Source organism: Propionibacterium acidifaciens DSM 21887 (assembly GCF_000426605.1).
In the GTDB taxonomy this organism is placed as follows: domain Bacteria; phylum Actinomycetota; class Actinomycetes; order Propionibacteriales; family Propionibacteriaceae; genus Propionibacterium; species Propionibacterium acidifaciens.
This window is the reverse complement of sequence record NZ_AUFR01000010.1, coordinates 1-12,611: the sequence shown is the minus strand read 5'-3', so window position 1 is coordinate 12,611 and position 12,611 is coordinate 1. Positions and strand designations below refer to the sequence as shown.

The window sequence follows — 12,611 nt, the reverse complement described above, 5'->3', positions numbered from 1 at the left end:
GTCCAGGGGGTCCGACGGGTGCTCGCCCGGACGATCCCCCGAGGCCCCGGAGGGCGTTCGACTGAGAGGGTTTCACTTCCTGCGAGATGATAAAGAATTAAATCATCTTCTTCGTTCCCATGCTCGCAAGGGGTTTCGTCTCGATGAATTCATTTTCAATAAAGTTCATTCTTCGAGATTCTTGAGGGTGTTCAGTGAATTGTCATACGGTGAGACCACTTCCGGGTGCGCCGATGCCGGTGCGCCCGGAGTCACCGGAACCACTAGGAGAACCCCTGACCATGTCGATTCTGAAGAAGCTCACGGTCGGTCTTTCGACCGCCGCCCTCGCCAGCACGGGCATCATCCTGAGCGCTGGCAGCGCCATGGCGAACCCCGCCGACGCGCTGACCCTCAACGCGTCCCCCCATGACCTCAGCGCCAACGCCACCTGCGCCGACGGCTGGGGCGGTGCCGTCGTCGTCGCTCTCAACGGGGTCGAGCAGGGCCAGGTCGAGGTGCCCAGTCACTCCGGCACCGCCCAGTCCGACACCGTGCAGATCGGCTACGTGGGCGCCGGCACCGTGACGGCCAGTCTGCACTGCAACACCTACGACGCGAACACGAAGATGTCCTCCGCCGCGGATGCGGTCTCCGCCACCGCCGAGGCGACCCAGGAGGGTGTCCTCGACATCACCCCCAGCAATTGGACCTCCGGTGACACCGTCAAGGTCACCGGCTCCGGTTTCGCCCCGGGCTCGGCCGTGACGTTCAACCTGTACGACGCCGATGCCGACTACAACCGCGCCTCCGACGAGGTCCTGCACACCTGGACCGCCACCGCCGATGACAGCGGCAACGTCTCCCTCGACGTCGTCCTGCCCTACGACAAGACCGGCAACTTCCGCCTCGAGGCCGTCGGCACCGATGCCGCCGGCAACCAGCTCGTGGCCAGCGCCGGCTACTACTGGGACGCTCCCGAGAGCGCCGGCGACCAGAACCAGGAGGAGGCGACCGCCGGCCCGGCCGAGAGCAAGGAGGCCGCTCCCCAGCAGGGCACCCCGATGGACGGGACGTCCCGCCCCCAGGCCCTGCCGAAGACCGGTTCCGAGACCGCTGACCTGGCCGGCTCCGGCCTCGTCGGTGCGGTGATCGCGGCCGGTGCCGGCGCTGTGGCCCTGCGCCGCAAGCACTGACGCCCTCGCGCCTTCCTCCTCCTCACATGACGGCAGCACCCGGTGGCCCCATCCGGCGCCACCGGGTGCTGTCCTGTCTCATCGGGGTCCTCGTCCTCGCCGTGCTCGTGCCCGTCATCGTCCTCGGCGTGCTCGACCATCGTTCCGGCGACGTCGCCCTGCGCATGCCCACCGGTGACGGTCCGAGCACCTGGCTGATCCTCGGCCTCGACGACCGGACCCAGCAGGCCGAGGGCAACGACATCGGCGACCAGGACGGTCACCGCGACGCGGCGGCCAATGCCGACGTCATCCTCGTCGCCACGCGCACCGAGGACCAGTGGCACCTCACGAGCGTGCGCCGCGACGTGCACTACTCGATCGGCATGGGCCTGTCCGGCAGGCTCGGCCTGGCCTGGCGCGACGATCCCCAGACCCTCGTCGACCAGACCTGCCTCACGCTCAACATCCCGGCGGACCACGTCGTGGCGGTCACCCTGCGGGCCTTCGTCGACCTCGTGGACGCCCTCGGCGGCATCGACATCACCGTCCAGCACGACATGCGCGACGAGCGGGCCGCCCTCGACATCACGGCCGGTCCCCACCACGTCGACGGCCGCACCGCCCTCGCGTACGTGCGCAGCCGTCAGGGCCGGGTGCTCATCGACGGCGCCTGGGTGGACGATCCCGAGGGCCAGGACGGTCGCGCCCGCCGCGCCGGCGAGGTCTTCGGCGCCGTCGTCGCACGGCTCAGGTCCCGCCCCGGCGACTGGTTCGGCGCCGCCTGGCGGATCGCGCCCGACATCCGGCTCGACACGCGGACCCATCTGTGGGAGCTGGCTCTCCTGGCCGGCGCGTCCGGCGCCGACGTGCAGGAGCTGCCCCTCACGCAGAGCCCCGACGGCTTCTACTCCGAGGTTGACGAGCGGACCCGCGCGTACACCGAGGGGATCGGGTACACGCGGACCTGCCGCCTGTGACGCGGCCGAGGGTCGTTCGTCGTCCTCCCCCTCGGGCGCCTCCGCCCTCCCTCCGGCCCGCCCACGGCCCTCGACGCCCCGACCGCACGCCCCCACCGCCCGTCGGGGCCCCTCGCCCGGGACGCGCAACGGCGGGCCGTCCACGAGGGACGACCCGCCGTTCCAGCGGTTGCTGTCGGTCAGATGAGGCCGAGCTCGCGCACGGCGCCCTGCTCGGTCTGCAGTTCGGCGACGGTCTCGGCGATCTTCTTCTTGCCGAAGTCGTTGATCTCCAGGCCCTGGACGATCTCGTACGTGCCGTTCCGCACGGTGACGGGGAACGACGAGATGAGGCCCTCGGGGACGCCGTAGGAGCCGTCGGAGACGACGGACATGGAGACCCAGTCGTCCTCGGGGGTGCCGAGCACCCAGTCGTGCATGGCCTCGACGGTCGCATTGGCGGCGGAGGCGGCCGAGGAGGCGCCACGGGCCTTGATCACGGCGCCGCCGCGCTTGGCGACGGTGGGGATGTACTCGTTCTCGTACCAGGCCTGGTCGTTCACGAGGTCGTAGGCGCACGTGCCGCCGACCTTGGCGTTGAACAGATCGGGGTACTGGGTGTTGGAGTGGTTGCCCCAGATGGTCATGTTGGTGACCTCGCCCACGTTGACGCCGAGCTTCTTGGCGAGCTGCGTCTTGGCGCGGTTGTGGTCGAGGCGGGTCAGGGCGCTGAAGCGCTCGTTGGGGATGTCCGGGGCGTTGTCCATGGCGATCAGCGCGTTGGTGTTGGCCGGGTTGCCGGTGACGAGCACCTTCACGTCCGAGGCCGCGACCTTGTTGAGGGCTGCGCCCTGGGCGGTGAAGATCTTGCCGTTGGCGCTCAGCAGATCGCTGCGGTCCATGCCCTCCTTGCGGGGCATGGCGCCGACGAGCATGGCCAGGTCGACGCCGTCGAAGACCTTCTCGGGGTCGTCGCCGATCTCGACGCCCGCGAGGTTCGGGAACGCGCAGTCGTCCAGCTCCATGACCACGCCCTCCAGGCGCGGCAGGGCCGGGGTGATCTCGAGCAGGCGGAGCTCGACCGGCGTGTCGCCGAGGAGCGAACCGGAGGCGATGCGGAACAACAGGCTGTAGCAGATCTGACCGGCGGCACCGGTGACAGCCACCTTGACTGGTGTAGTGCTCAAGAGCTTCTCCTCATCCATTGAGTGGGTTGCCGCTGACATTACCGCGTGAGAGGCTCATCCTCGACGTCGGGGCGCCCGTTCCGGGCCGGGTGCGGGGAGCGGCCCCGTCCGATATCTTGACATCGAGAGTTCAGTCGAGGCGGAAGGTGCAGCAATGAGCAGGATCAAGGTCGTGGGCACGGTCGTGGAGCTCGACGGCGACGAGATGACCCGGGTCATCTGGCAGTTCATCAAGGACCGCCTCATCCTGCCGTACCTGGACGTCGACCTCGAGTACTACGACCTGGGCATCACGAACCGCGACGCCACCGACGACCAGGTCACCGTCGACGCCGCCCATGCGATCGAGCGGCACGGCGTCGGCGTCAAGTGCGCGACCATCACCCCCGACGAGGCCCGCGTCGCCGAGTTCGGCCTCAAGCGCATGTGGTCCTCGCCCAACGGCACGATCCGCAACATCCTGGGCGGCACGATCTTCCGCGAGCCCATCGTCATCTCGAACATCCCGCGCCTGGTGCCCGGCTGGACGAAGCCGATCGTCGTCGCCCGCCACGCCTTCGGCGACCAGTACAAGGCCACCGACTTCCGGGTGCCCGGCGCCGGCCGGCTCACCGTCGCCTTCACCCCCGCCGACGGCTCCGAGCCCATCGAGCACGTCGTGTACGGCTACCCGGGCCCCGGCGTCGCCCAGGTGCAGTACAACCTCGACGAGTCCATCGAGGGCTTCGCCCGCGCCTGCTTCGCCTACGCCCTCCGGCGCGGTTACCCGGTGTACCTGTCGACGAAGAACACGATCCTCAAGGCCTACGACGGCCGGTTCAAGGACGTCTTCGCCCGCGTCTTCGACGAGGAGTACAGGGACCGCTTCGCCGCCGCCGGCCTGGGCTACGAGCACCGCCTCATCGACGACATGGTCGCCAGCGCCCTCAAGTGGGAGGGCGGCTACGTGTGGGCCTGCAAGAACTACGACGGCGACGTCCAGTCCGACACCGTCGCCCAGGGCTTCGGCTCGCTCGGCCTCATGACCTCCGTCCTCATGACCCCGGACGGGCGCACCGTCGAGGCCGAGGCCGCCCACGGCACCGTCACCCGCCACTTCCGCGCCCACCAGCGCGGCGAGGCCACGAGCACGAACCCGATCGCCTCGATCTTCGCGTGGACCGGCGGCCTGAAGCACCGCGGCGAGCTCGACGGCACCCCCGAGGTCACCGGGTTCGCCCGGACCCTCGAACGGGTCTGCGTCGAGACCGTCGAGTCGGGCCGGATGACGAAGGACCTGGCGCTGCTCGTCGGCGGCGACCAGCCCTGGTTGACCACCGAGCAGTTCCTGGCGGCCCTGGACGAGGGCCTCGCGCGGGCGTTGGGATGAGCGGCGGGCGGACCGGACTCCGACTCGATATCCTGGCAGGCGTGAGACACGTGCACGTCCCCGACGCCCGCCCGGATGGGGTCGCGACCGGTGCGGGGGGCCGCTGACATGCCGCTGTGGGCCTCGCTCCTCCTCATCCTCCTGCTCTTCTTCATCGCGGGCGTCTTCTCCGCCGCCGAGATGGCCCTCGTCTCGCTGCGCGAGTCCCAGATCGCCGCGCTCGCCCGGCGGGGCAGCCGCGGTCGGGCGATCGAGCAGCTCACGAGCAACCCGAACCGCTTCCTGTCGGCCGTGCAGATCGGCGTGACGCTGGCGGGCTTCCTCTCCTCGGCCTTCGGCTCGGACTCGCTGGCCGGCCGGTGGGTCGCCCCGCTGCTCATGGGCCGGGGTCTGGGGGAGTCCCTCGCGAGGGTGCTGGCCGTCATCGTCGTCACGGCGGTCATCTCGTTCGGCTCGATCGTCATCAGCGAGCTGTTCAGCAAGCGTCTGGCCATGCAGCAGCCCGAGGCGATCGCCCTGGCCCTGGCCCCCGTCGTCAACTCCATCGCGCGCCTCTTCCGCCCGCTCATCTGGGCGCTCGGCTTCTGCACCAACCTGCTCGTGCGCCTGGTCGGCATGGACCCCGACGCGAACCGCGAGGCGGTCAGCGATGACGAGCTGCGCACCATGGTCACGAACGCCGACTCGCTGGGCGCCGACCAGAAGCACATCGTCGACGAGGTCTTCAGCGCCGGGGAGCGCTCGATGCGCGAGGTCATGGTGCCCCGCACGGAGGTGGAGTTCCTGCCCGGGGAGATGACCGTCGACGAGGCCATCGCCCACGTCCAGAGCTCCCCGCACAGCCGCTACCCGGTCATCGACGGCTCGCCCGACAAGGTGCTCGGCTTCCTCCATGTGCGCGACCTCATGGGCCGGGCCGCGGGCGCCGGCATCCGGCTGCGCCGTCTCGTCCGCCCCGTGCTGCGCCTGCCCGAGACGGTGCGCGTGCCGAGGGCCCTGTCCGACATGCGACGCGCCCATTCGCACCTGGCCGTCGTCCTCGACGAGTACGGCGGCACCGCCGGGATCGTCACGCTCGAGGATCTCGTCGAGGAGCTCATCGGCGACATCACCGACGAGTACGACGTCGTCGACCCCGAGACCCGTCGTCACCGCCTCCAGCGCGACATCGACGGGCTGACCACCCTCGAGGACTTCGCCGATCTCACCGGCCACGTGCTGCCCGAGGGCCCCTACGACACCCTGGCGGGCTTCTTCATGGCCCGGTACGGGGCCATCCCGCGGGTCGGCGAGTCGATCACCGTCGCACTCGCCCCCCTCGATCCCGAGGCCGACGAGGGCGAGGACGAGGTCCCGCCGGAGGACCCCTTCCTCATCGGCGTCACCCAGATGGACGGGCGCCGCATCGCCTGGCTCAGCGTCCAGGCCCTCGACGCGGGGGCCCCCGGCGCCGGGCGGCCCGCGGGGTCCGAGGCCGGGCAGCAGGGCGAGCGCCCCGTCGACTCCAACGCCGCCGTCATGGCCGCCGACAGCCAGGCGCGCACGAACCTCGCCGCCGGGCTCCAGCGCGCCGACGAGCGGACCCCGGGCGTGCTGCCGTGATCCTCGGCGGACTCGGCCCGGGTCCCGGCGCGTCCGCGCCGTCGGCCCGCGCCCCGCGCGACGGTCCGGCCCGGTCCTCGCGCGAGGACGCCCGGCTGGCGGCCGAACTCACCGGGCCCGGGGCCGTCGAGCTCGTCGCAGCGGTGCTCGCCGTGCGGGGCCACGAGATGGCCGGCGCCCGGCTCGACCACGTCGACCACGAGCCGGGCCGCGCGCTCACCGTCACGTATCAGGCCCGGACCTCCGGAGCAGCGGGACGCACCGAGCTCGTCGGTCTCACTGCCCGCCCCGGGGGTCCCACCGCGGAGGACGCCGGAGCGCAGATCTTCGAGAGGGGAGGGCGGCGCGTCGCCGCCTGGCTGTACCCGGACGACCCCGATCTGCCCGGTCTGGCGCGCATCACCCGGACCGGCCCGGCCGTCGGCCTGCTGGCGCGCCGCGGCCTCGTCCCCGGCGAGCCCGACCCGGCCCGGCTGACCATCCGCGTCGTGAGTTACCGGCCCCGGCGCCGGGCCGTCGTGCGTGTCGACGTGCTCGGCGGGCCGAGCCTCTACGTCAAGGCACAGGGCTCCGAGCAGCTGGCCCGGACCGTCTCGAGGCTGGAGATCCTCGCCCGCGCAGGGCTGCCCGTGCCGCGCATCCTGGGCGTCACCGCCGACCACCTGCTCATCACCGGGGCCCTGCCCGGCAGGCCCATGGCGGGCCTGCTCTTCGAGTCCGTGCCGCAGGTGGCCGGTGAGCGGATGGTCGAGCTGCTCGACGCCCTGCCCGGGGAGCTCGCGGCCCTGCCGCGCCGCGCCGCCTGGGCCGATGCCGCCATCCACTACGCCGGCATCGTCGCGAACCAGCTGCCCGGCGAGGGGAACCGGCTCGACGCGATGGTCGAGGCCATCTGCGCCGGCACCGCTGGCGCCGCGCCGGGCTCCGAGCCGACGCACGGCGACTTCCACGAGGGGCAGATCCACCTCGCCGACGGACGGATCGTCGGACTGCTCGACGTCGACGCCTGCGGGCCGGGGCGCAGGGTCGACGACCTGGCCTGCCTCGTCGCGCACCTGTCGACCGTCCAGCGCATGGACCCGGTGCAGACCGCCCGGGTCGGGGTGCTGCGCAACGGTCTCGTCGAGGTCTTCGACCGCCGCGTCGACCCGGTCCAGTTGCGGCTGCGGGCGGCCGGGGTCGCCATCTCGCTGGCCACCGGCCCCTACCGCGGGCAGGAGGTCGACTGGCAGGGCCAGACTCGGTACATCCTCGACGCCGCTCAGGGACTCATCCACGCCGCAGGGGCCCTCTGAGCGGGACCTTCCCCGCCCTCCGGGCCCGAGCCCGGCGATGATGCCGTCCGCCTCGCTGTGTTACTGTATTAACACAGCGAGGCGGACGGGGCGTCCGTCCTCCTCCCGGTCGAGAGCAGGAGGGGACGAGTGACGGTGGATGACACCCGGCCGATCTGGGTCCAGCTCGTCGAGGAGTTCCGGCGGTGCATCGTCACCGGCCGGTGGCCCTCGGGATCGCGCGTGCCCAGCGTCCGCGAGCTCGCCCAGCGGGCCGGGGTCAACCCGAACACCGTGCAGCGCGCCCTCGCCGAACTCGACCGCAGCGGGCTGACCGCGACGGAGCGCACCTCGGGGCGCTTCGTCGCCGCCGATGACGCGGTGATCGACACGATCCGCCGGGAGCTCGCCGCGGGGGCCGCCAGGGTCTACCGCGACGACGCGAGGGCCGTCGGCCTCGACCTCGGTCGGGCCGTCGACCTGCTCACCGAGTGCTGGCACGGCGCCGGGGCCGCCGCGGCCGACCGACCCCACGACGACCACGACCAGGACGATTCCCATGAGCACTGACACGACACCACGGCCGCAGGCCGTCCCCCCGTCCCCCGACGGCTCCGCGCCGCTGGTCCGCATCGCCGGCCTGACCAAGCGATACCGCCGCATCGTGGCGCTGGACGACCTCGACCTCGACCTGCCCGCGGGGCGCATCGTCGGCCTCATGGGGGCCAACGGCTGCGGCAAGACCACCCTCCTCAAGGTCCTGGCCGGCCTGCTCGCCGACTGGACCGGTGAGGTCGCCATCGCGGGCATGGTGCCCGGACCGGGCACGAAGGCGATCATCTCCTACCTCGGCGACGCGGACTTCCTCGACCCCGCGCTGCGGGTCGGGCAGGCCATCGAGCTCTACGCCCGCTTCTTCCCCGACTTCGACACCGACCGGGCCCGCGAGGCGGTGCGCTTCTTCGGGCTGCCCGTCGACCGCCCGCTCAAGGAGATGTCGCGGGGCATGGGCGAGAAGCTCCAGATCGCCCTCGTCATGAGCCGCCGGGCGCGCGTCTACCTGCTCGACGAGCCCATCTCGGGCGTCGACCCTGCGGCGCGCGAGGTCATCCTCGACGGCATCCTGCGCGACTTCGAGCCCGACGCCCTCATGCTCATCTCCACCCATCTCATCGCCGACGTCGAACCGATCGTCGACTCGGTCGTCCTCATGCGCGACGGCCGCGTCCTCCTCGCCGACGACGCGGACGACCTGCGCGAGCGCCGCGGCATGAGCCTGGACGCCATCTTCCGGAAGGAGTACCGCTGATGTACGCAACCCTCGTCGGTCAGGAGTTCCGCTCCCACGGACGCGCCTGCGCCGTCATCACGGGTCTCGACCTGCTCACCGGGCTCCTCCTCACGGGGCTGGGGATGCTGCCCGTGCCGGTCCTCGGCGAACTGTGCGCCAGGCTCGGGCTGCTCGTGCTCGGCGCGCTGCCCGTCATCGTCCTCGTCTACCTGGCCGTCGTCTACTGGCAGACGATGTACGGCCAGCGCGGCTACTTCACCTTCTCGTTGCCGGTGCGCGGGCGGGTCGTCTTCTGGGCCAAGGTCACCCGCGGCTCGTGCTGGCTGCTCATGTCCTCGGCGGTCATGATCATCGCGCTGGCGCTGCACGTCTGGCTGCTGTCGATCCCCGAGGGCAAGCGGCTCGGCGACCTCGTCGACGTCCTCCGCGGGTACTACGACGCGATCGACGCCCGGTTCCTGTGGGCGATGGTCGCCCTCGCGCTCGTGTCGGCGCTGTGCATCGTCATCGAGTGCGCCGGGGTCATGAGCGTCGGGGCCCGCTCGCGCTGGGCCCACCTGGGCATCGGCGCCCCGATCATCGGCCTCGTGCTCCTCGAGGTGGTGAGCCAGGCGCTGTCCCTCGTGCTCATGCTCGTCGTCCCCGTCGGCCTGCGCCTGGACGGCCCGGAGGGCGGTGGCATGCGGCTCGTCGTCGGCGACATGGCGACACCCCTGCTCGACGCGATCCGCGGCGGCACCGATCCGACGACCGTGGGGCTCGGCTCCGCCCTCCTGGGGCCGCTGCTGGCGACCGTGCTGGCCATCTGGGCGGTGAACTCGATCGAGCACCACACCTCGCTGCGCTGAGCGGATCCCGGCGGTGCGCGGCCCGGAGATCGTCCGGTCGCTGTCGGTCAGCAGGTCCCTGGCGCTCGGCGGGGATCGTCGCGGAACGGAAGGCGACGGCGCCGTCCACCTCGACGACGATGCGGATGACGAGGCCTTCGTCGACTTCTCCCGGCCCTCGATGGACAGGCGTGCGTCGATCCTGCCCGCGGGCGCCGAGCCGATGCTCGTCGTGCTCTCCTCGTCCCGGGGCGTCAGACTCGGGGGAGGCGCTGCTGCTGTCCTCGGCGGCCGGGCGCGCGGGCCGTTCGCCGGGGGCTCAGCCCCTCGTCAGCTCGATGGCCCGGGAGAACTCCGCGTCGATCGCGGGGTTCGGCCGGTGGGTGAGGAGCGAGACGACGATCGCGACGACGAGGTTCGCGACGAAGCCGGGCAGCAGCTCGTACAGGGTGAAGACGCCGCCGAGGGTGTCGCCCAGGTGGTCCCAGAGGAACACGAGCGCCGCGCCGACGATCATGCCGGAGGCCGCGCCCGCCGTCGTGAGCCGGCGCCACCACAGGGCCAGCAGGGTGGTCGGTCCGAAGCCGGCGCCGAAACCGGCCCAGGCGAAGGCCACGAGACCGAGGATCGTGTCGCTGCGGCCGACCGCCAGGGCCATGGCGACGACGGCCACGGCGAGCACGCCGATGCGGCCGGCCCAGACGCCCTTGGCGGGGGTGAGGGGCCTGCGCGTGACGCCGCGGTAGAGGTCCTCGACGAGGGCCGACGAGGTGACGATGAGCTGGCTGGAGATCGTCGACATGATGGCGGCCAGGATGGCGGCCAGGAGGAAGCCGGCGATGAGCGGGTGGAAGAGCAGCTGGGCCAGCGTGATGAAGACCGTCTCGGGATTGGCCAGACGGGCCGCGTCTTGCTGGTAGACGGCCACGCCGACCAGGGCCGTCGCGACTGCCCCCAGGTACGACAGGACCATCCAGTCGATGCCGATGCGGCGGGCCCGTCGGGCCTCGGTGGGCGAGCTCAGCGCCATGAGGCGCACGAGGATGTGCGGCTGGCCGAAGTAGCCCAGGCCCCAGGCGAGGGCGGAGACGACGCCGATGAGGGTGCCGCCGTGGACGAGCGAGGTGAGGTCGGGGTCGACGCCGCGGATCGCGGCCAGCGCCTCGCCCGGGCCCCCCAGGCGGATGATGCCGACGATCGGCAGGACGACGAGGGCGAGGACCATCATGAGACCCTGGATGACATCGGTCCACGAGACGGCGAGGAAGCCGCCGACGAGCGTGTAGAGCACGGTGACGCCGGCCACCAGGAGCATGCCCCACAGATAGGGCAGGTGGAAGCTCGACTCGAAGAAGGTGCCGCCGGAGACCATGCCGGAGGAGATGTAGAAGGTGAAGTAGACGAGGATGATGAGGCCCGTGATGATGCGCAGGATGCCGCGCTCGTCGTGGAGGCGGTTGCCGTAGAAGCTGGGGATCGTGATCGCGTTGCGCGCCGTCTCGGTGTAGCTGCGCAGCCGTGGGGCGACGATCCGCCAGTTGAACCAGGCGCCGATCGTGAGGCCGATGCCGATCCACGCCTCGACGAGGCCCGACGCGTAGACGGCGCCGGGCAGGCCCATGAGCAGCCAGCCGCTCGAGTCGGCGGCCCCGGCGCTGAGCGCCGAGACGAGCGGGGGCAGTCGTCGCCCGCCGAGCATGTAGTCGTCGAGGTCGACGGTCTGGTGGTTGCCCCAGAAGCCGATGGCGACCATGGCCCCCAGGTAGACGATCATCGCCACGACCTGCCATGCGAAGGTGCTCATGCCGGTGCGCTCCGTTCCGCCGGTCGTTCTCAACGGGTGGGGGTTAAGCAAAACTGAATACCTGCTTAAGCCCAGGACAGAGTAGCGCATCGCGGGGGTGGGTGGCATCGCGGTCCGCCCGTCGATTGGCCGCTCGTGCTGTGGAGGATGGATGTAGACGCTCTCACGTCTCCAAGTCGAGATCGGCGTGAACGGCAGTGTTGAGTGCGTGGAGTACTCGAAGAGTCGTCCGAAGGTCGTCCACGCTGATACCGTCGCTCAGATGGGTGATGCGGTCAAGGTGGTTGTCGCCCATTGTGGCGATACGCTCGAGGGCCTCATCGCTGAGTCTTACTCGAGTTATTCGCCCGTCATCAGCCTGACGTTCGCGGACGACGTGACCATCTGCCTCGAGTCCGTCTACGAGCCGAGTGATGGCCCGTGGGGTGACGGAGAGAGTTCTTGCGAGTTCGCTCATGGTGGGGCGACCCAGGCGTGCAACGGTCATGAGTAGCTCAACGCGTGACGAAGACATTCCCCACGCCTCCTCGGTCAGGCGGTTTTCCGTTGCCGGCGCAGAAGTCCTCCGATGGCGCTGATCATCGTTGTGACGATGAAGGGTAATGCTTCATCCGGAAGCTCTTGGGAGTCGTCGATCCGAGTGGCGGAGGTCAAGAGGAAACGTAGGAGTGGGCTCGCGTTTCCGGTCTGTTCAAGTTCGAAGGCAAACGCAGGTGGTTCTGGCGGCCAATCACTAATAGACTCCGTAGGCTTTCCACCTTTGGATGCAGCGGGCACGAGACAACTCTTAGTACGAAAACCTGTCAGTCTTCTGTGAAATCCGATGAACTTCAGCATCCCCCTTTACTTACCGAGGTAAAAGATCTAAAATAAATATACACCATATGTAAGTTGAACCCAAGCTTGAGGTAAAGTCTATCGTGTTGTATGGCTGACATGAAACGAAACCGTATTTTTCATGGATTTCCTGCGCCGTTTCGGATATGATTGGAGCATGCAGGTTGAGGTCGCCCCGGAGGAAACCGCCGTCCTGGTCGGGTGGAGGAGGCGTTCCGACAATCATGTGCTGGTGCGGATGAAAGCAGAAGCGATCCTGTACGCCTCTGAAGGAGTCGGAATCGGCATCATCGCGAAGATGGTTGAG

Annotated in this window: 11 protein-coding genes; 8 read left to right on the top strand and 3 right to left on the bottom strand. The window is 70.0% G+C overall.

The window, feature by feature from the left end:
- The first annotated feature begins 281 nt into the window (after positions 1-281).
- Complete coding sequence (locus K336_RS16850) at positions 282-1,175, top strand: LPXTG cell wall anchor domain-containing protein (RefSeq protein WP_028706444.1); 894 nt, start codon at positions 282-284, stop codon at positions 1,173-1,175.
- 26 nt (positions 1,176-1,201) lie between these two features.
- A complete protein-coding gene (locus tag K336_RS14555) occupies positions 1,202-2,134 on the top strand; it encodes an LCP family protein (RefSeq protein WP_081660604.1) in 933 nt (310 codons plus the stop codon).
- Between the two features lie 179 nt (positions 2,135-2,313).
- Here K336_RS14555 and K336_RS0104930 read toward each other — a convergent pair whose 3' ends face one another.
- Positions 2,314-3,300 carry a malate dehydrogenase gene (locus K336_RS0104930; protein ID WP_028706443.1) on the bottom strand — a complete coding sequence of 329 codons (987 nt, stop codon included), beginning with the start codon at positions 3,298-3,300 and terminating at the stop codon, positions 2,314-2,316.
- A gap of 154 nt (positions 3,301-3,454) precedes the next feature.
- Here K336_RS0104930 and K336_RS0104925 point away from each other — a divergent pair, with 154 nt between their 5' ends.
- The 6 genes from K336_RS0104925 to K336_RS0104900 all read left to right on the top strand — a co-directional run bounded on the left by K336_RS0104925 (position 3,455) and on the right by K336_RS0104900 (position 9,684).
- Positions 3,455-4,669: an NADP-dependent isocitrate dehydrogenase gene (locus tag K336_RS0104925; protein WP_028706442.1), complete on the top strand. Its 1,215-nt coding sequence runs from the start codon at positions 3,455-3,457 to the stop codon at positions 4,667-4,669.
- Positions 4,670-4,777: 108 nt separating this feature from the next.
- A complete protein-coding gene (locus K336_RS0104920) occupies positions 4,778-6,271 on the top strand; it encodes a hemolysin family protein (protein WP_028706441.1) in 1,494 nt (497 codons plus the stop codon).
- Complete coding sequence (locus tag K336_RS0104915; RefSeq protein ID WP_155944991.1) at positions 6,268-7,566, top strand: phosphotransferase; 1,299 nt, start codon at positions 6,268-6,270, stop codon at positions 7,564-7,566. Before K336_RS0104920 ends, K336_RS0104915 begins: the two co-directional genes overlap by 4 nt.
- A 129-nt stretch (positions 7,567-7,695) precedes the next feature.
- Complete coding sequence (locus K336_RS14550; RefSeq protein WP_021798051.1) at positions 7,696-8,115, top strand: GntR family transcriptional regulator; 420 nt, start codon at positions 7,696-7,698, stop codon at positions 8,113-8,115.
- Entirely contained in the window at positions 8,105-8,854 is a 750-nt protein-coding gene (locus K336_RS0104905) for an ATP-binding cassette domain-containing protein (RefSeq protein ID WP_028706439.1), read from the top strand. The genes K336_RS14550 and K336_RS0104905 overlap by 11 nt, the downstream gene beginning before the upstream one ends.
- Positions 8,854-9,684: a hypothetical protein gene (locus K336_RS0104900; RefSeq protein ID WP_028706438.1), complete on the top strand. Its 831-nt coding sequence runs from the start codon at positions 8,854-8,856 to the stop codon at positions 9,682-9,684. Before K336_RS0104905 ends, K336_RS0104900 begins: the two co-directional genes overlap by 1 nt.
- Before the next feature lie 298 nt (positions 9,685-9,982).
- Here the strand turns inward: K336_RS0104900 and putP are convergent, their stop codons facing one another.
- Together putP and K336_RS17555 are read right to left on the bottom strand one after the other, a co-directional pair.
- A complete protein-coding gene (gene putP / locus K336_RS0104895) occupies positions 9,983-11,467 on the bottom strand; it encodes a sodium/proline symporter PutP (RefSeq protein ID WP_028706437.1) in 1,485 nt (494 codons plus the stop codon).
- 163 nt (positions 11,468-11,630) lie between these two features.
- The gene (locus K336_RS17555; RefSeq protein ID WP_081660603.1) at positions 11,631-11,981 is read right to left on the bottom strand and encodes a MarR family winged helix-turn-helix transcriptional regulator; all 351 of its coding nucleotides are present in this window, start codon (positions 11,979-11,981) and stop codon (positions 11,631-11,633) included.
- Between the last annotated feature and the right edge of the window lie 630 nt (positions 11,982-12,611).

Bases quoted from the DNA above. Each gene is read 5' to 3' on its own strand.
- K336_RS16850 (WP_028706444.1), top strand. From the start codon at position 282: ATGTCGATTCTGAAGAAGCTCACGGTCGGTCTTTCGACCGCCGCCCTC.
- K336_RS14555 (WP_081660604.1), top strand. From the start codon at position 1,202: ATGACGGCAGCACCCGGTGGCCCCATCCGGCGCCACCGGGTGCTGTCC.
- K336_RS0104925 (WP_028706442.1), top strand. From the start codon at position 3,455: ATGAGCAGGATCAAGGTCGTGGGCACGGTCGTGGAGCTCGACGGCGAC.
- K336_RS0104920 (WP_028706441.1), top strand. From the start codon at position 4,778: ATGCCGCTGTGGGCCTCGCTCCTCCTCATCCTCCTGCTCTTCTTCATC.
- K336_RS0104905 (WP_028706439.1), top strand. From the start codon at position 8,105: ATGAGCACTGACACGACACCACGGCCGCAGGCCGTCCCCCCGTCCCCC.
- K336_RS0104900 (WP_028706438.1), top strand. From the start codon at position 8,854: ATGTACGCAACCCTCGTCGGTCAGGAGTTCCGCTCCCACGGACGCGCC.
- putP (WP_028706437.1), bottom strand. From the start codon at position 11,467: ATGAGCACCTTCGCATGGCAGGTCGTGGCGATGATCGTCTACCTGGGG.
- K336_RS17555 (WP_081660603.1), bottom strand. From the start codon at position 11,981: ATGTCTTCGTCACGCGTTGAGCTACTCATGACCGTTGCACGCCTGGGT.